The sequence below is a fragment of the Bradyrhizobium dasycarpum genome (assembly GCF_042019905.1).
Taxonomy (GTDB): domain Bacteria; phylum Pseudomonadota; class Alphaproteobacteria; order Rhizobiales; family Xanthobacteraceae; genus Bradyrhizobium; species Bradyrhizobium japonicum_B.
In genome coordinates, this window is the sequence record NZ_CP169574.1 from 6907770 (window position 1) to 6925909 (window position 18140).

Sequence of the window (18140 nt, forward strand, 5' to 3'; positions counted from 1 at the left end):
AGGCTCCCATGAAAGTCGCGATCATCGGTGGCGGACCTGCGGGTCTTTATGCTGCGATCCTGCTCAAGAAGCAGCGCCCCGGCGCCGACATCACCGTGTACGAGCGCAATCGGGCCGACGACACCTTCGGCTTCGGCGTGGTGTTCTCGGATGCCACGCTGGACAATTTCGAAAAGCATGATCTGCCGAGCTATCGCCGCATCACCCAGGAGTTCGCGTACTGGGACGATATCGCGGTGCATTTTCGCGGCACCGTGCACCGGGTCGGCGGCAATGGTTTCTGCGGCTGCTCCCGGCGCAAGCTGCTCTTGATCCTGCAGGAGCGGGCGCGCGAGCTCGGGGTCGTCCTGCACTTCGAGGTGGACATCGAGGACGAAGCCCGCTTCGCCGATGCCGATCTCGTCCTGATCGCCGACGGCATCAACAGCCGCTTCCGCGAGAAGTATGTCGATCATTTCGAGCCGGAAGTCGATCTGCGTACCAACAAGTTCGCGTGGATGGGCTCGACCAGGCCGCTCGACGCCTTCACCTTCATCTTCCAGGAAACCGAGTGGGGGCCATTCATCGCCCACGCCTATCAGTATGAGGCCGGACACTCGACCTGGATCTTCGAGACCGATCCCGAGACGTTCGAGCGGGCCGGCCTGACAGGGCTGGACGAGACGCAGTCCGCCGCGCGGATGGCCGCAATCTTCGGCTGGTTCCTCGATGGGCATAAGCTGCTCACCAATCGCTCGATGTGGCGCAATTTCCCGATGATCCGCAGCAAGCGCTGGGTCAAGGACAACATGGTGCTGCTTGGCGATGCCAAGGCGAGCGCGCATTTCTCGATCGGCTCCGGCACCAAGCTCGCGATGGAAGACGCGATCGCGCTCGCCGAAGCGATGGAGATGGCCCCGGACATCAAGGCCGCGCTCGACATTTACGAGCACGGCCGCCGCGAGGAGGTCGAGAAGACGCAACACGCGGCCGACGTGTCGCTGGTCTGGTTCGAGCACGTCGACCGCTTCTGGGATTTCGACCCCGTACAGTTTGCCTTCGGCGTGATGACGCGGTCGAAGGCGATCACCTACGACAATCTCAAGCTTCGCGCCCCCGACTTCGTGGCTGAGGTCGAGAAGTCGTTTGCCAGACAGGTTCGCGACAGCGGCTTCGACGTCGACACCCAAAAGCCGGCGGTGCCGTTGTTTCAGCCGTTCCGGCTGCGCGAGATGGAGATCGCCAATCGCGCCGTAATGTCGCCGATGTGCATGTACTCGGCGAAGGAGGGCGTGCCGACCGATTTCCACCTCGTGCACTACGGCTCGCGTGCGATTGGTGGCGCTGGCCTCATCTTCACCGAGATGACCTGCGTCAGCCGCGATGCTCGCATCACGCCCGGCTGCGCCGGATTGTGGAACGACGAGCAGGAAGCGGCCTGGCGGCGCATCGTGGATTTCGTCCACGGCAACTCGGCTGCAAGGATCTGCCTGCAACTCGGCCACGCCGGCCGCAAGGGCGCGACCAAGCTGATGTGGGACGGGATGGACCGTCCCCTCGAGGAGGGCGGCTGGGACGTGGTCTCGGCATCGCCGCTGCCCTATTTTCCCGACAGCCAGGTGCCGCGCGAGCTCGACCGCGCCGGCATGAACGCGGTGAAGGAGGCCTTCGTTGCGGCGGCCGAGCGCGGCGAGCGCTGCGGCTTCGACATGCTCGAGCTGCATTGCGCCCACGGCTATCTGCTCGCGAGCTTCATCTCGCCGCTGACGAACACCCGCACGGACGAATATGGCGGCCCGCTCGAGAACCGCCTGCGGTTCCCGCTCGAGATCTTCGAGGCGCTTCGCGCTGTCTGGCCGTCGCACAAGCCGATGTCGGTGCGCATTTCCGCGACCGATTGGGCCGACGGGGGCATCACTGGTGACGACGCCGTCGCCATCGCGCGCGCCTTCGCCGAGGCCAGCGTTGATCTCGTCGACGTCTCGACCGGACAGACCGTGCGCGATGCGCAGCCGGTCTACGGACGCATGTTCCAGACGCCGTTCTCGGATCAGGTTCGCAACGAGGCGCGGGTGGCCACCATGTGCGTCGGCAACATCACCACGGCGGACCAGGCCAATACCATTTTGGCCGCTGGCCGCGCGGATCTCGTCGCGCTCGGCCGTCCCCATCTCGTCGATCCCTTCTTCACCATGAGGGCGGCGGCCTGGTACGGGGCCGACGACGCATTCTGCCCGCCGCAATATCTGCCGGGAAAAGATCAGATTTTCCGCAACAGCGTGCGCGACCGGCAGGATCTCGAGGAGCTGAGAATTAAGGCTAAGCCCAAGACCCGGGCCGAGCTCAAGGCGGAGGCGACAAAGCCGCTTGCGGCGGAGTGACCGCCCGTGCGACGTTAACCCATTGCCTGTGTTTCGAGTGGAGTAAGGGCGATGAAGGCGATTATCGTCGGTGGCGGTATCGGTGGTCTCACCACGGCATTGATGTTCCGCTCGCGCGGCCTCGACTGTGAGATTTTCGAGCAGGCCGACACCATTCGCGAGCTTGGGGTCGGCATCAACACGTTGCCGCATGCCATGCGGGAACTCGCCGGTCTTGGTCTACTCCAGAAGCTCGACGACGTCGCGATCCGCACCGATCAGCTCTATTATCTCAACCGCCATGGTCAGGAGGTCTGGCGCGAAGCCCGCGGCATTGACGCCGGCCACGACGTGCCGCAATTCTCGATCCACCGCGGCCGCCTCCAGGGCGTGATCCACCGCGCCGTCGAGGAACGGCTTGGCGCTGATGCCATCCACACCGGCTGCCGGCTGGGCGCGTTCACGCAGGATGAGGGCGGCGTCACCGCCTATTTCTTCGATCGCGCCGGCGCGCATGTCCACACCGCGCGCGGCGACATCTTGATCGGCGCCGACGGCATTCATTCCCGCGTCCGCGAGACGTTGTTCCCGAACGAGGGACCGCCGTGCTGGAACGGCTTGATGCTGTGGCGCGGCGCGCGCGACTGGCCGCTGTTCCTGACCGGCAAATCGATGATCGTGGCCGGCGGTCTCAATGCCAAGGTGGTGATCTATCCGATCGCGGAAGGATCAAGTCCGGCGAGCCGCCTGACCAATTGGGCCGTGCTGGTGAAGGTCGGGGAAGGCAACGTTCCGCCGCCGCGCAAGGAGGACTGGTCGCGGCCGGGCCGCCGCGAGGAGCTGATGCCGCACGTCGCGCGCTTCTCGGTGCCCTATATCGACGTGAAGAGCCTGATCGCGGCGACACCCGAGTTCTACGAATATCCGACCTGCGACCGCGATCCCCTGCCTTACTGGTCGTCCGGACGCGTCACGCTGCTCGGCGATGCCGCGCATCCCATGTATCCCGTCGGCTCCAACGGCGCCTCGCAGGCGATCCTTGATGCGCGCTGCCTCGCGGACACGCTGGTGCGCGCCGAGCATCCGCGCCAGGCGTTGCTCGAATATGAGAAGAAGCGGCTGCCGATGACGGCCGATATCGTTCGCTCCAACCGGCGCGGCGGCCCCGAGGGCGTCATCGACGCCGTCGAGCAGCTCGCCCCTGATGGATTCGACAATGTCGACAACGTGCTGAGCTATTCCCAGCGCGAGGCCATCGTGCGCGGCTATGCCGCAAAGGCCGGTTTCGCCGCCGTGCCGGGACTCGCGGCGGTGCGCGCCTGAACCGCGCCGCTAGCCGCCGGGCGGCGGCAGGAAGTGGATGTTGAACTCGGCCGCCATCGCCACCACGTCCTCCGGCTTCTGCTCCTTCATGTTGTGAAGGCCCCAGAACAAGTCGAACAGCTTGCGGCTCGGGGAGACCCAGAACAGCACCTTGGCGGTCTGCTCCGACTTGTTGAAGATGCCGTGCGGCACGCCCATGCCGAGCCGGATCAGATCGCCGGCGGTGGCCTGCGCCTCGGAATTGCCGAGCACGAAATCGAGCTTGCCCTCAAGCATGTAGAGATATTCATCCTGATCGGGATGGATGTGCGGCGGAACGAACGTGCCCGGCGGCAGCGTCGCATGCCAGGAGAAACTGTTCTCGGCGTAGCTCTTCGGCACATAGGTCTGGCCAAGAATATTCCAGGAGATGCCCTGGATGCCCTCATTGGCCCGCGTGATGCCGGTGATTTCGCTCTTCATTGCAGCAGTCCTCCCTTAACGCAGTACGCCGCTTAGTTCGCCGCCTTGCAGTCCTTGGCATAACGGTCGCCGTAATTCTCGAAGACCTTCTGCACGATCTCGGTCTGGAACTTGCCGTCGGGACGCTTGGCGACCTTGGTCAGATAGAAGTCCTGGATCGGATAGCCGTTGGTATTGAACTTGAAGGCGCCGCGCAGCGAGGTGAAATCGGCCTTCTTCAGCGCCGCCTGGACCGCTGCCTTGTTCGACAAATCGCCCTTCATGGCCTTGACCGCGCTGTCGATCAGCATCGCGGCGTCATAGGCCTGGAAGGCGTAGGTGCCGGGCACGACGTTGTAGGCGGCCTCGTAGGACGCCACGAACTTCTTGTTCTGGGGATTGTCGAGATTGGGTGCCCAGTTCGCACCGCCAAACATGCCGACAGCTGCGTCCTGCTGGGCCGGCAAGGTCGATTCATCCACCGTGAACGCCGAGAGCACCGGAATGCTGTCGGCGAGGCCGGCCTGCCGGTACTGCTTGACGAGATTGACGCCGAGACCGCCCGGCATGAACGTGAAGAGAGCGTCCGGCTTTTGCGAGGCGATCTTGGAAAGCTCCGGCTGGAAATCCAGTGTGTTCAGCGGCATATAGGATTCCTCGACGATCTCGCCCTTGTAGTCGAGCTTGAAGCCCGCCACCGAATCCTTGCCGGCCTGATAGTTCGGCACCATCAGGTACATGCGCTTGTAGCCGCGATCCTGCGCGACCTTGCCGAGGATCGCGTGCACCTGGTCGTTCTGGTACGAGGTCACGTAGAAGAACGGATTGCAGTCCTTGCCGGCGAAGGTCGACGGACCGGCATTGGGGCTGATCAGGAAGGTTTTCGATTCCGTGATAGGCCGGTGGATCGCCTGCAGGATGTTGGAGAAGATCGGGCCAACCACGAAGTCGACCTTGTCGCGCTCCAGCAGACCCTTGACCTTGGTCACCGCCGCATCCGGCTTGAGTTCGTCATCCGCAACGATCACCTCGACATCGCGGCCGCCCATCTTGCCGCCGAGATCCTTCACCGCGAGTGCAAAGCCGTCGCGGACTTGCTGACCCAGCGCCGCGGCGGGTCCCGACAGGGTCACCACCACGCCCAGCTTGATCTTCTCCTGCGCCACGGCTGGATTGAGGGCGGTGCCGACCAGCAAGGCTGCGGCCAAGGTCAATTGCGTCTTCATGATCTGTCCCCGTGACATCAAGGCTTGCGCTGCAAGCCGCGTACTTCAATCCAAGCTTATGCCGATGACGGCTGCCGCGGCAAGCAGCGCGCAGACGATCGCCATCTTGCGGGCAGTGCGCATGCAAGCGGCGCGCCAATTATTTGAAGCCTAAAGAAATTCCGCTGCGGTCGATTGTTGCAGCTTTGGACTTGCGGCCGGCTCCGATTTACTTGAAGCTCAAAATGTTGGGGAATCCGTGCCGGCGCCAATGCCCGCCGAGAGTGACTGCATCGAGATGCTCGATTCCGAGACCAAGGCCGCCGAAACGCCGGAAGACCACGCCGACGAGCTGCGGCTGTGGTTGCGCCTTTTGACCTGCACGACGCTGATCGAGGGCGAGGTCCGTGGCCGGCTGCGGCAGCGGTTCGACGTCACGCTGCCCCGGTTCGATCTGATGGCGCAGCTCGACAAGGCGCCCGACGGCATGACGCTGTCCGATGTCTCCAAGCGCATGATGGTGTCGAACGGGAACGTCACCGGGCTGGTCGAGCGCCTTGTGGAGTCCGGTCATCTCGACCGCCGCACGTCGGAAACGGATCGCCGTGTCCAGGTGATCCGTCTCACGAAGCTCGGTCGCGCCGAGTTCCGCCGGATGGCTGCGGAACACGAGACCTGGATCGCCGATCTGTTCGCCGATCTCTCGCCGAAGGACGTCCGCGAATTGATGCGGCTGCTCGCCAAGACCAAGGCGTCGGCGCAGAAATCGGCCGCGCGCCGCCGGCCGTAAGCGCAGGGCCGGCGGGCCGCCCATCCCTTTTGCCGCATGAAAAAGCACGGGATGCCCAAAATCCACTATTGCGTCGAATTGTTTTAAGCCTAAAATGTTTTCAGATCGTGCTGCCGGGTGCAATCCATGCTGAAAGGAGCGTGCGATGGCCAACGCCGCCAAGGTTCAAGTGACGGGCTCGCATGACGGCAACGCCGCCACGGCCCATGTCGACACGTTTGCGCAGCAGCATCTGCCGCCGCGCGAGCTCTGGCCCGACTTCATCTTCACGCGACCGGAGCTGACCTATCCGCCACGATTGAACTGTGTCAGCTACTTCCTCGACCGCTGGGTCGGGCTGGGCCATGGGGATGCGCCCTGCGTCATCAGCCCCGCCGTCAGCTACACCTATCGCGAGCTGCAGGCGCTCGTGAACCGGATCGCCAATGTGCTGGTCGGCAAGCTCGGTCTCGTCCCCGGCGGGCGGGTGCTGCTGCGCTCCGCCAACAACCCGATGATGGTTGCGACCTATCTCGCGGTGATCAAGGCCGGCGGCATAGTCGTGGCCACGATGCCTCTGCTGCGCGCCAAGGAGTTGTCCTATCCGATCCAGAAGGCGGAGATTGCGCTGGCGCTGTGCGATGGCAAGCTCGCCGAGGAAATGGAAAAGGCGAGGGCTGCCGCACCCCATCTGAAGTGTATCGTCTATTGGGGCAACGGCGCGCCGGACTCGCTCGAAGCGCTCATCGCCGACGCAAGTCCGGAGTTCGAGGCCGTCGATACCGCCGCCGCCGACGTCTGCCTGATCGCCTTTACGTCCGGCACGACAGGCGATCCCAAGGGCACCATGCATTTCCACCGCGACATGCTCGCGGTCTGCGACGGCTATGCGCGCAACATCTTGCGGGCCGAGCAGACGGATCGATTCGTCGGCTCGGCGCCGCTCGCGTTCACTTTCGGCTTCGGCGGGGTGCTGTTTCCGATGCACATCGGCGCCTCCTTCGTGGTGCTGGAGAAGACGACGCCCGACGACATCCTGACGGCGATCGAGCAGTACAGGATCACGGTCTGTTTCACCGCGCCCACGGCGTATCGCGCCATGATCGGCAAGCTCGCCGGGCGCGACATTTCCTCGCTGCGCAAATGCGTCTCCGCCGGCGAGACTCTGCCCAAGCCGACCTTCGACGCCTGGCTCAAGGCCACCGGCATCAAGTTGATGGATGGCATCGGCTCCACCGAGCTGCTGCACATCTTCATCAGCGCGACCGAGGATGAGATCCGTCCCGGCGCCACCGGAAAGCCCGTGCCGGGCTACGAGGCCAAGATCGTCGATGATGACGGCCATGACGTGCCGCCGGGCACGATGGGTAAGCTCGCGGTGCGCGGGCCGACCGGTTGCCGCTATCTCGCCGACGAGCGCCAGCGCAAGTACGTCCAGAACGGCTGGAACATCACCGGCGACACCTATCTGATGGATAGCGACGGCTATTTCTGGTACCAGTCCCGCTCCGACGACATGATCGTGTCCTCCGGCTACAACATCGCAGGCACGGACGTCGAAGCGGCCCTGCTCACCCATCCGGCGGTCGCCGAGTGCGGTGTGGTCGGCGCCCCCGACGAGGCACGCGGCATGATCGTGAAGGCCTATGTCGTCGCGGCACCCGGTGTGACGCCGGATGCTCAGCTCGTGGCCGAGCTGCAGGAGCATGTCAAACGCGAGATCGCGCCATACAAATATCCGCGGGCCATCGCGTTCGTGACGCAGCTGCCGAAGACCGAGACCGGCAAACTGAAGCGCTTTGCCCTGCGGCAACTGGCGCAGGCCGCCGTGACGTCCTCGGGCGTCGCGGCGGAATGAGAAAAGGATGACGAATTGTCCGTGACGACGCCGAAGGGCCCGCAGCTCGCGGTGCTGCCGACAGCCGCCGAGGATGGCACCCGTTCGCGGGTGCAGGTGCTCCAGCCGTCGGGCTGGCCGATGCCGAAGGGCTATGCCAACGGCATGGCCGCCGAAGGGCGCATCGTGGTCACCGGCGGCGTGATCGGCTGGGACGCCGAGGAGCGTCTCGCCGACGGCTTTGTTGCGCAGGTGCGCCAGACCCTAAGCAACATCGCGGCGATCCTGGCCGAGGCGGGCGCGCGGCCCGAGCACCTCGTGCGGTTGACCTGGTACGTCGTCGACATGGACGAGTACCTGTCCAACCTGAAGGCGCTCGGCAAGGTCTACCGTGCCATCTTCGGCACACATTACCCCGCGATGGCGCTGGTGCAGGTGGTCCGCTTGGTGGAGAAGGCGGCTCGCGTCGAGATCGAGGCCACCGCCGTCATTCCGCGCTGATCGCCCAGACTCAGGCTCGCCTTGTCAGCCTACCTCGTCAGCTCGCCTTGGCGAGTTCGTCGTCCTCCGGCGAGTTCAGATAGATGCCCGACATGGTGTCGACCCAGCACAGATGGTCATGCACCTTCTTCACGCCTTCGACGTTCTCGGTGGCGACGATCGCCGCCTGCCGTGTGCGCTCTTCGGTGATGACGCCGCTGAGGTGAACGATGCCGTCACGGACGATGACATTGAGCCCGAACGGGCACCAGTCGTTCTTCTCCATGGTCTCGATGATACGGCTGCGAATGTGATCGTCGTCTGCCGTCGGATCCGGCACCTCGCGGGCGAGCCCCGCCACCGCCTGCAGCAGGTTGGCTCGCGATACGATCCCGACGACCTTGTCGCCGCGCACCACGGGCAGCCGCTTCACGTTGTTGCGCTCCATGAGGTCGACGATCTCGGCGAGCGCCGTATCCTCCGTGATGGTGATGGGCGTGTCGGTCATCACTTCCGAGACCTTGCGGCCGTGCTCGTGGACGAAATCGCTGGCGGATTTGCCCGGACCCAGGATAAACCGCAGCCAGCGTCCGCGCTTGCGCCCGGTGCCGATTTCGCTGCGGCGGATGAAATCGCCTTCGGAGACGACGCCGACCAGCTTGCCGGTCTCGTCGACCACCGTGAGGCCGCTGACATGCCGCTTCAGCATGATATTCGCCGCCTCGACGATGCTGGTGTCGGGGGTAACCGAGATGACCGACCGGGTCATGATCTGGTGGGCGCGCATGGACAACTCCGCTGGCTTGTCAAATTTCGATGCGCGAAAACTAGCCCGGACCGCGGCTTGCGGCTTGACCCAGGTCAATGGGGAGAACCCGTCCCCGTCGATGGAGCAATTGTGATCCGCCCTCCGGTTTGATGCAGCTCAACGCCTATGCGGACGCCGACCATATCCTTCCGCCGACGTCAAACCGCAGCCCTAAACCGCAGTCCTTGGGATCATTGAGCCATGAGCGTCGTGCAGATATTTCCACGGGCCGAGGAGCCGGCGGTGCAGGCCCTCCCGCTCAGTCCCGCCGCTGCTCCCGGAGCTTCGACGGCGAGCGTCGAAAAGCCCGCCGAAAAGACGGTCGCCACCGATCCTCTGCCTGAATCCGAGCCATATCCACTCGACCGCGCCTTTCACGCCATGCTGGCACGGTTCACCGGCGGAATTTCGCCGCTGGCCTTGTCGCTGGCCTGGCTCGATTGGAGCTCGCATCTCGCTGCGGCGCCGCAGCGCCAGATGGAGATTTCCCGCACTATCCTGCGCGACATCGGCCGGCTGGCGGAAGCCGCCGCGCACGCGGCGTCGCCGGAGCAGAAGCCGTGGTCCGTGATCCAGCCGCAGGGGCGGGACCGCCGTTTCAGTGGACCGCAATGGGAGACTGCGCCCTTCAATCTGCTGGCGCAGGGGTTCTTGCTCGCAGAACGCTGGTGGCGCGATGCCGCCACGGGCGTGCGTGGCGTGTCGCACGCCAATGAGGCCATCGTCGAGTTTTCGATGCGCCAGATGCTCGACATGCTGGCCCCGTCGAATTTCGCGGCGACCAATCCGAAGGTGCTGGAGAAGGCGTTCCAGAGCGGCGGGGAGAATTTCGTCTTTGGCTGGCAGAACTGGTGCAGCGATCTGATGCGCCTGCTCTCCAACTCGAAGTTGGCGGGTGGGGATCAGTTCGTGGTCGGCAAGACCGTGGCGGCTTCGCCCGGCAAGGTCGTGTACCGCAACGAGCTGATCGAGCTCATTCAGTACCACCCGACCACCGCGCAGGTGAGGCCCGAGCCGATCCTGATCGTGCCGGCCTGGATCATGAAGTACTACATTCTCGATCTCTCGCCGCAGAACTCGCTGGTCAAATATTTGACCGGCCAAGGGTTCACCGTGTTCGCGATCTCTTGGCGCAATCCGGATGCGAGGGATAGGGATCTTGCCTTTGACGATTATCGCAAGCTGGGCGTCATGGCGGCGCTGGACATGATCGGCCTGATCGTGCCGGGGCGGAAGACGCATGCGCTCGGCTATTGTCTGGGCGGCACGCTGCTGTCGATCGCCGCGGCGGCGATGGAACGCGACGGCGACAACCGCCTCGGCACCGTCACTCTTCTTGCTGCCCAGACCGATTTCACCGAGGCCGGGGAGCTGACGCTCTTCATCAACGAGAGCCAGGTCGCCTTTCTCGAAGACATGATGTGGCAGCGAGGCTATCTCGACACGACGCAGATGGCCGGTGCCTTTCAGCTGCTGCGCTCCAACGAGTTGATCTGGTCGCGTCTGTCACATGACTATCTGATGGGCGAGGGCGCGCCGCCGAGCGATCTGATGGCCTGGAACGCGGATGCAACCCGGCTGCCTTATCGCATGCATTCGGAATATCTGCGTAAGCTGTTCCTCGACAACGATCTGGCCGGCGGGCGCTATCAGGTCGGCGGCAGGAGCGTTTCGCTGTCCGATATTCACGCGCCGATGTTCGTGGTCGGCACCCTCGCCGATCACGTGGCGCCGTGGCGATCCGTCTACAAGATCCACTACCAGGTCGATGCCGACGTGACGTTCCTGTTGACCAGCGGTGGCCACAATGCCGGTGTCGTTGCATCACCCGAGGAGCCCGGCCACAGCTATCAGGTGCTGACCAAGGCTGCCGACGCGCCCTACGTTGGTCCGGACGAATGGCTGAAGCTGGCTCCGCACGTCGAGGGATCGTGGTGGCCGGAATGGGCCAGTTGGCTAGCGGCGCACTCTGGCGCGCCCTGCGATCCGCCGCGAACCGGAGTTGGTGACGCGCTGGGACTGCCCGATGCGCCGGGGGACTACGTCCACACCTAAGATTCCGGTTCGGATCCTGGCGCGAGATCCGAGGAGCGGAAGGGCTTGGTCTTGTCCAGTTTGCGGTAGGCGGCCGACGCCTTCCGCAGCAGCTTCTTTTCCCGCTTGCGGTTGAGGAAGCGCTTGCCGGATTCGTGGCCGGCGCCATTCAATGACGCGGCCAGCGCTTGTCCGCGTGCGTCGTCGTTCAATTGTCCGAGCGACCGTTGCGCCTTGCGCAATCGCTTGAGGATGGACTTCTGCTTCGTTAATGATTCATCGGCGAACAGGTCCTGGAGCGACTCGATCGAATAGGTCATTCGCTTGTTGAGAAGCCGCAGCTTGTGACGTTTCTCGACGTCGAGCTTGCGAAGCTTCCGCGCCTTCTTGAGCAGCTTTGTCTCCCACTCGGCCAGCCGTTCCATTGCATGGTCAGCGAGCGTGCAGCGGCGCAACCGGATGGCTTCCTTGCTGCGCCCGGTCGACCAGGGGCCGCTCTCGATCCAGGCCGAGGTCTGCTCGACAAGGCGGCGGTAGCGCGGGGATTGCAGTGCGCGCGCCAGCTCGCGGTGGCTCTCGGCGCGTTTATCGTCCCAGTGTTGAAGCTCGGCGATCACGGCGAGCTCATCGCCGCTCTCGGCGACGACCCGCTCGATCGCCACATCGAGGTCCCGCACCATGCCGAGCTGACTGTTCAGCCATTTCAGCTCGGCCCAGATCGTCGGCCGCAGGGCGTCGTCGACCATCGGCGAGAAGAAGCGGATGGCGGTGCGCAGATGCGTCAGGGCAATCCGGATCTGGTGCAGCGCATCGGGATCGCCGCGGCAGGTGCCGTCATGCTGGGCGAGGATAGCGGCAAGGTGACGGCGCGCGATGATCCGGAACGCGGTATCGCAGGCCATGCCGGGACTGAGGCGGCCGGGCAGGGCATTGCGGCGTGCCGCCGGCGCGACGCGAGCGGCCGTCGAGATCGTGCTAGGTCGCGCCATCTTTGCCCGCGCCAATCAGATTGCCCTGTTTGCCTGCAGCGATCGCGTTCCGGCAGTTCTGGAGCGTCTGCTCTTGCGTCCCGGATGCATCGATGGTCGCCCAACCGACACGGCCGATATTATAGCGCTCCTGCAGCGCGGCAACCTCTTGCGTGGCGTCGGATGCGTCTCCCCGGCGGCTTCCGATCCGCATCTGCCGGGTCGCGAGGTCCGCAACCAGGAACAGGCCGTCCAGCGGCACGTTGCACTCCCTCGCCAGTGCCGCGATCGCGTCTCGTTCGTCCTCGCGGGCAAACACGCCGTCAATGATCGCCGAATGGCCTTGCGCCAGCACCCGCCGGGCGAGCTGAGCCAGCGTGTCGTAGACGCGGGCTGCATGCTCCGGCGTGTAGGCGGTGGGCGGCAGGCGGTGGGTGTCCTCGACCCCGAACATCTGTTTGCGGACGATGTCGCTGCGCAGCACGACGGCTCCGGGCGGCGGTGCGATGCGGGGCGCCAGCGCTTGCGCCAGAACTGTCTTGCCGGTGCCTGACAATCCGCCGACGGCGATCAGGCGCGGAGCGGCAGGATGGATCAGCATCGTGGCGAGGTCAAAATAGCGTCGTGCCTGCTCGAGAATGCCGGGGTCGTCGGAATGCGGCGGCCTCAGCCGTGCCAAAGCCACCTGGGCGCGGATCGCCGCCCGGACGGACATGAACAGCGGCAGGGCCGAGAGCGCGTCCAGATTATCGGCGGGCGTCGCGGCGAGATATCGGTTCAGGACGATGTTGGCCGCGCGCGGCTGATCGTGGTGCAACAGGTCCATCAGCGTGAATGCGAGATCGTAGAGCACGTCGACGGTCGCCATCCGCGCATCGAACTCGATGGCGTCGAACAGCACGGGCCGGTCATCGATCAGGACGATGTTTGCGAGATGCAGGTCGCCGTGGCAACGGCGGACAAAACCCTTCCGGCCGCGCTCCGCAAGCAAGGGGCGGAGACGCGAATAGGCCTCGTGCGAAGCTTGACTGAGTTTTTCGATGTCTTCCGGGCCAAAACGCCCGCCAGCCCGCAGGCCCTGACTGTTGCCGTCAATCAGGTCGGGGATGGATGAGACCCATGCTTTTCCGTCGGGGTCGGCCGCCCCTGCATGCGAAGCCACGATCGCGTCTGCGGCGGCTAAGGCGAGCTTGGCATCCAGCGGCCCAGCCTTTGCCAGATGATCCAGCGTTTTGCTTTCGTCGAAGCGCGACATCTCCACCGCATACTCGATCGGCCGACCGGCGCCGCCAACCTGCACCGATCCATCGGGCTCTTCCGTGATCGCGACGACGCGATGATAGACTTGCGGCGCCAACGGCCGATTAATCCTGATCTCCTCCTCGCACGCCGCCTTGCGCTTCTCGAGTGTCGAATAATCGAGGAAGGGAAACCGGACGGCGCGCTTGATCTTCAGCGCGCGCTTGCCGTCGAGGAACACCGAGGCTCCATGTGTGTCGATCCGCGTCACGCCGGGATGGCCCGTGAGTGTCCGGAAGACCCGCTCCTGGGTCGCCATTTCGTCTTTCATGGAAATGGGCATCCGAGCACCATCAGGGCGTCAGCACGGCCGCGCCGAGAATCTGACCGGCCCGCAGCATGGTCAGAACTTCGTTGGCCTGCTCGAGCGGAAATGCCGTCGTTTCGGTGCGCACGCCCGCTTGTGGAGCGATCTTGAGGAAATCGATGCCATCCTGCCGGGTCAGGTTGGCGACGGAGATCAGCTGCCGCTCCTGCCAGAGCAGATCATAGGGGAAACTTGGAATGTCGGTCATGTGGATGCCCGCGCATACGACGCGTCCGCCTTTGCGGACCGCGCGCAGCGCAGCCGGCACAAGCTCGCCTGATGGTGCGTAGATGATGGCGGCGTCGAGCGGCTCGTCTGGCAGCTCGTCTGATGCTCCCGCCCAGACGGCGCCGAGACGACGCGCAAGATCTTGCGCAGCAGCATCGCCACGTCGCGTGAATGCATGAACCGATCGTCCCTGCCAGTGCGCGACCTGCGCAATGATGTGGCCGGCCGCGCCAAAACCGTAGAGGCCGAGCCGTTCGGCAGGGCCGGCCAGTACCAGCGAGCGCCAGCCGATCAGCCCCGCGCAAAGCAGAGGCGCAATCTCCACGTCGTTGCCGGCCTCACCGAGCGGGAAAGCGTAGCGGGCGTCGGCGACGGTGTGGGTCGCGTAGCCGCCATCGCGCGTGTAGCCGGTGAACAGCGGTGCGTCACACAGGTTCTCCATGCCGTCCCGGCAGAAGCGACAATGTCCGCAGGTGAAGCCGAGCCAGGGAATGCCGACCCGATCACCGGGTGCATGCGTTGCGACATTTGGGCCCACGAGATCGACCCGACCAACGATCTCGTGACCGGGTACAATCGGATAGCGAATATCGGGCAGCTCGGCATCGACGAGATGAAGATCGGTCCGGCAGACCCCACAGGCGCTGATCTTCACGCGGAGCTGACCCTCGCCGGGTATCGGGTCGGGCCGCTGCTCCATCTGGAGCCGCGTTCGCGGGGCCGGTAATACCATCGCGCGCATGAGCTTCTCCGGGGCGAACCGCACCGACTGAACTATCCATAGAATAGCCGATGGGCCAATCCTTGACGCCGGTCAACGCCGGCTCCGGATCGAGTTTCGTTGGCTTGACGAGGATCAAGGGTCTCGACGAGCGCCGGCCTATCGTGGCGCCAGGAGAATCCCGATGCCTATCAAGGACGTCTTTCTGCCGCTTGTCGGCCAGCCGCGCGGGCCCAAAATTCGAGAACGTCATGATCGCCTGGGATCACTCCGCGCCTGCGACACGTGCGGTCGGCGACGCGTTGCCGGTCCTGCAGGCGGCGGCCTCTGTTCGCGTGGTTGACCGTGGCGGATGAGAAGACCCACGCGATCGTGCAATCCGGAACCGCTCTGGTCGATCATCTGAAGGAACACGGTGTCCGTGCCGCGTTCGAGGCGGCGAAGAGCCGCGGCAGCTCGATCGGCAAGGTCTTGCGAAATTGGGCGAATTCCCACGGCATGGACGCCATCGCGATGGGCGCCTATCATCATTCGCCCTTGAATGAGATCGTCTGGGGCGGTGTGACAACGACCGTCATTGGCGAGCCACCATGCTGGGTTATGATCTTGCACTAGGCTCGCTATTCGTCCAGCCTGATCGTCAACCATCGGAACCGCCGCCGAGTGGGCGCATTTGCTTTCATGTCAACTTATCGTCTGAATAATCTTTTGGCGCCGCGTTCAGTTGCGCTCGTCGGCGCCAGCGCCCGTCCGGTCTCGGTGGGACGCGCCGTTCTCGAGAACATTCGCAAGGCCGAATTCAAGGGGCGATTTGGCCTCGTCAATCCACGCCATGCCGAAATCGGCGGCATCGCCGCGGTCAAGGGTCTGGACGCTCTCGATTTCGTGCCCGAGCTCGTCATCATCACCGCGCCTGCGCGTGAGATTCCCGGCATCATCGACCAGGCCGGCCGTCGCGGCTCGGCGGGCGCCTTGATCGTCTCGGCCGGGCTCGGCCACGGACCGGGATCGCTGCACGAGGCCGCCATCACCGCAGCCCGCAAATACGGCATGCGGCTGATCGGACCGAACTGTCTCGGCATCATGATGCCCGGAGTCAGCTTGAATGCCAGCTTTGCTGCGCATATGCCGGGGGCGGGCAGCCTCGCGCTGATCTCGCAATCGGGCGCGATTGCCGCCGGCATGGTCGATTGGGCCGCGCAACGCGGTGTCGGCTTCTCCGGCATCGTCTCGATCGGCGATCAGATCGATGTCGACCTTGCCGATCTGCTTGACTACTTCGCGATGGATCACAAGACGCGCGCGATCCTGCTCTACATCGAGTCCATCAAGGACGCGCGCAAGTTCATGTCGGCGGCGCGCGCCGCCGCGCGCGTGAAGCCTGTCGTCGTGGTGAAGTCCGGCCGTATGGCGCAGGGCGCGAAGGCGGCTGCCACGCATACCGGCGCGCTCGCCGGCGCTGACGCCGTCTACGATGCGGCGTTCCGCCGCGCGGGTGTCCTGCGGGTCTCCGACCTGCGTGAGCTGTTCGATTGTGCCGAGACACTCGGCCGCGTCGAATCGCCGGCCGGAAAGCGCCTCGCCATCCTGACCAATGGCGGCGGCATCGGCGTGCTCGCCGTCGATCGACTGGTCGAACTCGGTGGAATTCCGGCGATCATCTCGGCGGAGACGCGCAGGAAGCTGGATGCTGCGTTGCCGCCGACCTGGTCCGGTGCAAATCCCGTCGACATCGTGGGCGACGCCGATGCCGCGCGCTATGCGGCGGCGCTGGAGCTCCTGCTGGCTGATCGCGACAATGACGCGGTTCTGGTTCTCAACGTGCAAACTGCAATCGCCTCGGCGGCCGAGATCGCTGCGACCGTGACGGAGCTCGTCGGCAAATACCGGAAGGAGCACCGCAACTGGGCGAAGCCCGTATTGGCGGCCTGGGTCGGCGCCGATCAGCACATCATTCAGGCGCTTTCAAGCGCGGGTGTGCCGAACTATCCGACTGAGGACGACGCCGTGCGTGGCTTCATGCATCTGGTCCGGCACCGGGAAGTGGTGGAGGAGCTGAGCCAGGTTCCACCCGCGATGCCCGACACATTCGTTCCGGACGCTCAAGGGGCGCGGCAGATCGTCACCGCCGCGATCGCGGACGGCCGCCAATGGCTCGAGCCGGTCGAGATCAAGCATCTGCTAGAGGCTTATGACATCGCAATGGTGCCGACCTATGCGGCGGCCGATGTCGAGCAGGCGGTGGCCTATGCGAATGATATCTTCGCACAGGGCGACACCGTCGTGCTGAAAATCATGTCGCGGGACATCATCCACAAATCCGATGTCGGCGGCGTCGTGCTCAATCTGACGACGCCCGAAGCGGTCCGGGGCGCGGCCACGGGCATTATGTCACGTGCAAGAAAGCTGCGCCCGGAAGCCCGCATCGGCGGCGTCATCGTCCAGGCCATGGTCGTCAAGGCAAAGGCGCGCGAGCTGATCCTGGGTCTCGCCGACGATCCCACCTTCGGAACCGTGGTCGTGTTCGGCCGTGGCGGCACGGCGGTGGAGATCATCAACGACAAGGCGCTTGCGCTGCCACCGCTCGATTTGCAGCTCGCCCGCGATTTGATCGACCGCACGCGCGTGTCGCGCCTGCTGAAAGCCTATCGTGATGTGCCGGCGGTCAAGCAGGACGCGGTCGCCATGGTGCTGGTCAAGCTGGCGCAGATGGCCGCCGATATTCCCGAGATCCGGGAATTCGACATCAATCCGTTGCTGGCGGACGAAACCGGCGTGACTGCGGTGGATGCCCGCGTCGCGGTCGGTCCGCCGCAACGGAAGTTCGTCGGCTCCGGCCCGGCCAATTTCGCCGTTCGCGCCTATCCGTCGCAATGGGAGCGCCGCCTCAAGCTCAAGGATGATTGGCGCATCTTCGTGCGGCCCATGCGCCCGGAGGACGAGCCGACCATCCACGAATTCCTGCGCCACGTCACGCCGCACGACCTGCGCCTGCGTTTCTTCGCGCCGATGAAGGAGTTTACCCACGAGTTCATCGCGCGCCTGACCCAGCTCGACTATGCGCGCGCGATGGCCTTCATTGCATTCGACGAGGCCACCGGTGAGATGGTCGGCGTGGTCCGGCTCCATTCGGATTCGATCTACGAGAGCGGTGAATACGCGATCCTGCTGCGGTCCGACCTGAAGGGGAGGGGGCTCGGCTGGGCCCTCATGCAGCTCATCATCGACTACGCCAAGTCAGAAGGGCTGAAAGTCATCTCGGGCGACGTGCTCCAGGAGAACACCGTGATGCTCGAAATGTGCCGAAACCTGGGTTTCGAGGTCAAGCCGGATCCGGCCGAACCCGACATCTGCGACGTCAAGTTGAAGCTCTGAGCGCCC

13 protein-coding genes and 1 pseudogene are annotated in these 18140 nt (G+C 64.5%); 8 read left to right on the forward strand and 6 right to left on the reverse strand.

Annotated elements, in window-relative coordinates:
- Positions 1-8 precede the first annotated feature (8 nt).
- The gene (locus tag ACETMP_RS33005) at positions 9-2360 is read left to right on the forward strand and encodes a bifunctional salicylyl-CoA 5-hydroxylase/oxidoreductase (RefSeq protein ID WP_375159407.1); all 2352 of its coding nucleotides are present in this window, start codon (positions 9-11) and stop codon (positions 2358-2360) included.
- A gap of 51 nt (positions 2361-2411) precedes the next feature.
- Positions 2412-3662, forward strand: a complete 1251-nt coding sequence (locus ACETMP_RS33010; protein WP_375159408.1) for a flavin-dependent oxidoreductase — start codon at positions 2412-2414, stop codon at positions 3660-3662.
- 9 nt (positions 3663-3671) lie between these two features.
- Here the strand turns inward: ACETMP_RS33010 and ACETMP_RS33015 are convergent, their stop codons facing one another.
- Together ACETMP_RS33015 and ACETMP_RS33020 are read right to left on the reverse strand one after the other, a co-directional pair.
- Positions 3672-4124: a cupin domain-containing protein gene (locus tag ACETMP_RS33015; RefSeq protein ID WP_212375261.1), complete on the reverse strand. Its 453-nt coding sequence runs from the start codon at positions 4122-4124 to the stop codon at positions 3672-3674.
- Between the two features lie 32 nt (positions 4125-4156).
- Entirely contained in the window at positions 4157-5329 is a 1173-nt protein-coding gene (locus ACETMP_RS33020; protein ID WP_028137659.1) for an ABC transporter substrate-binding protein, read from the reverse strand.
- Positions 5330-5579: 250 nt separating this feature from the next.
- Here ACETMP_RS33020 and ACETMP_RS33025 point away from each other — a divergent pair, with 250 nt between their 5' ends.
- From ACETMP_RS33025 to ACETMP_RS33035, 3 genes are all read left to right on the forward strand, one after another.
- Positions 5580-6098: a MarR family winged helix-turn-helix transcriptional regulator gene (locus ACETMP_RS33025; protein ID WP_375159409.1), complete on the forward strand. Its 519-nt coding sequence runs from the start codon at positions 5580-5582 to the stop codon at positions 6096-6098.
- 145 nt (positions 6099-6243) lie between these two features.
- Positions 6244-7935, forward strand: coding sequence for a benzoate-CoA ligase family protein (locus ACETMP_RS33030; RefSeq protein WP_375159410.1), 1692 nt, complete (start codon positions 6244-6246; stop codon positions 7933-7935).
- Positions 7936-7956: 21 nt separating this feature from the next.
- The gene (locus ACETMP_RS33035; RefSeq protein ID WP_375159411.1) at positions 7957-8415 is read left to right on the forward strand and encodes a RidA family protein; all 459 of its coding nucleotides are present in this window, start codon (positions 7957-7959) and stop codon (positions 8413-8415) included.
- Between the two features lie 37 nt (positions 8416-8452).
- Here the strand turns inward: ACETMP_RS33035 and ACETMP_RS33040 are convergent, their stop codons facing one another.
- Entirely contained in the window at positions 8453-9181 is a 729-nt protein-coding gene (locus ACETMP_RS33040) for a CBS domain-containing protein (protein WP_028137655.1), read from the reverse strand.
- A 222-nt stretch (positions 9182-9403) separates the two neighbouring features.
- On the opposite strand from ACETMP_RS33040, the gene ACETMP_RS33045 reads away from it, so the two are divergent.
- Positions 9404-11257 (forward strand): PHA/PHB synthase family protein, encoded by a 1854-nt coding sequence (locus tag ACETMP_RS33045; protein ID WP_375159412.1) that lies wholly within the window; start codon positions 9404-9406, stop codon positions 11255-11257.
- Here ACETMP_RS33045 and ACETMP_RS33050 read toward each other — a convergent pair.
- The 3 genes from ACETMP_RS33050 to ACETMP_RS33060 are packed head-to-tail and all read right to left on the reverse strand — an operon-like array spanning position 11254 to position 14780.
- A complete protein-coding gene (locus tag ACETMP_RS33050) occupies positions 11254-12225 on the reverse strand; it encodes a CHAD domain-containing protein (protein ID WP_375159413.1) in 972 nt (323 codons plus the stop codon). The two genes, ACETMP_RS33045 and ACETMP_RS33050, sit on opposite strands and share 4 nt — an antisense overlap.
- Positions 12212-13774, reverse strand: coding sequence for an AAA family ATPase (locus ACETMP_RS33055; protein WP_375159414.1), 1563 nt, complete (start codon positions 13772-13774; stop codon positions 12212-12214). Before ACETMP_RS33055 ends, ACETMP_RS33050 begins: the two co-directional genes overlap by 14 nt.
- Before the next feature lie 22 nt (positions 13775-13796).
- Entirely contained in the window at positions 13797-14780 is a 984-nt protein-coding gene (locus ACETMP_RS33060; RefSeq protein WP_375159415.1) for a zinc-dependent alcohol dehydrogenase family protein, read from the reverse strand.
- Positions 14781-14992: 212 nt separating this feature from the next.
- Between ACETMP_RS33060 and ACETMP_RS33065 the strand changes: the two are divergent.
- Positions 14993-15374 (forward strand): annotated as a pseudogene (locus ACETMP_RS33065) (universal stress protein); the annotation flags it as partial.
- A 66-nt stretch (positions 15375-15440) separates the two neighbouring features.
- On the forward strand, positions 15441-18134 hold the full coding sequence (locus ACETMP_RS33070) for a bifunctional acetate--CoA ligase family protein/GNAT family N-acetyltransferase (protein WP_375159416.1): 2694 nt from the start codon (positions 15441-15443) through the stop codon (positions 18132-18134).
- Positions 18135-18140: the final 6 nt, after the last annotated feature.

What these genes read in the sequence shown, in the direction of transcription:
- ACETMP_RS33025 (WP_375159409.1), top strand. Translation starts at nt 5,580, where the DNA reads ATGCCCGCCGAGAGTGACTGCATCGAGATGCTCGATTCCGAGACCAAG.
- ACETMP_RS33070 (WP_375159416.1), top strand. Translation starts at nt 15,441, where the DNA reads ATGTCAACTTATCGTCTGAATAATCTTTTGGCGCCGCGTTCAGTTGCG.
- ACETMP_RS33055 (WP_375159414.1), bottom strand. Translation starts at nt 13,774, where the DNA reads ATGAAAGACGAAATGGCGACCCAGGAGCGGGTCTTCCGGACACTCACG.
- ACETMP_RS33030 (WP_375159410.1), top strand. Translation starts at nt 6,244, where the DNA reads ATGGCCAACGCCGCCAAGGTTCAAGTGACGGGCTCGCATGACGGCAAC.
- ACETMP_RS33010 (WP_375159408.1), top strand. Translation starts at nt 2,412, where the DNA reads ATGAAGGCGATTATCGTCGGTGGCGGTATCGGTGGTCTCACCACGGCA.
- ACETMP_RS33045 (WP_375159412.1), top strand. Translation starts at nt 9,404, where the DNA reads ATGAGCGTCGTGCAGATATTTCCACGGGCCGAGGAGCCGGCGGTGCAG.
- ACETMP_RS33015 (WP_212375261.1), bottom strand. Translation starts at nt 4,124, where the DNA reads ATGAAGAGCGAAATCACCGGCATCACGCGGGCCAATGAGGGCATCCAG.
- ACETMP_RS33005 (WP_375159407.1), top strand. Translation starts at nt 9, where the DNA reads ATGAAAGTCGCGATCATCGGTGGCGGACCTGCGGGTCTTTATGCTGCG.
- ACETMP_RS33050 (WP_375159413.1), bottom strand. Translation starts at nt 12,225, where the DNA reads ATGGCGCGACCTAGCACGATCTCGACGGCCGCTCGCGTCGCGCCGGCG.
- ACETMP_RS33040 (WP_028137655.1), bottom strand. Translation starts at nt 9,181, where the DNA reads ATGCGCGCCCACCAGATCATGACCCGGTCGGTCATCTCGGTTACCCCC.
- ACETMP_RS33020 (WP_028137659.1), bottom strand. Translation starts at nt 5,329, where the DNA reads ATGAAGACGCAATTGACCTTGGCCGCAGCCTTGCTGGTCGGCACCGCC.
- ACETMP_RS33060 (WP_375159415.1), bottom strand. Translation starts at nt 14,780, where the DNA reads ATGCGCGCGATGGTATTACCGGCCCCGCGAACGCGGCTCCAGATGGAG.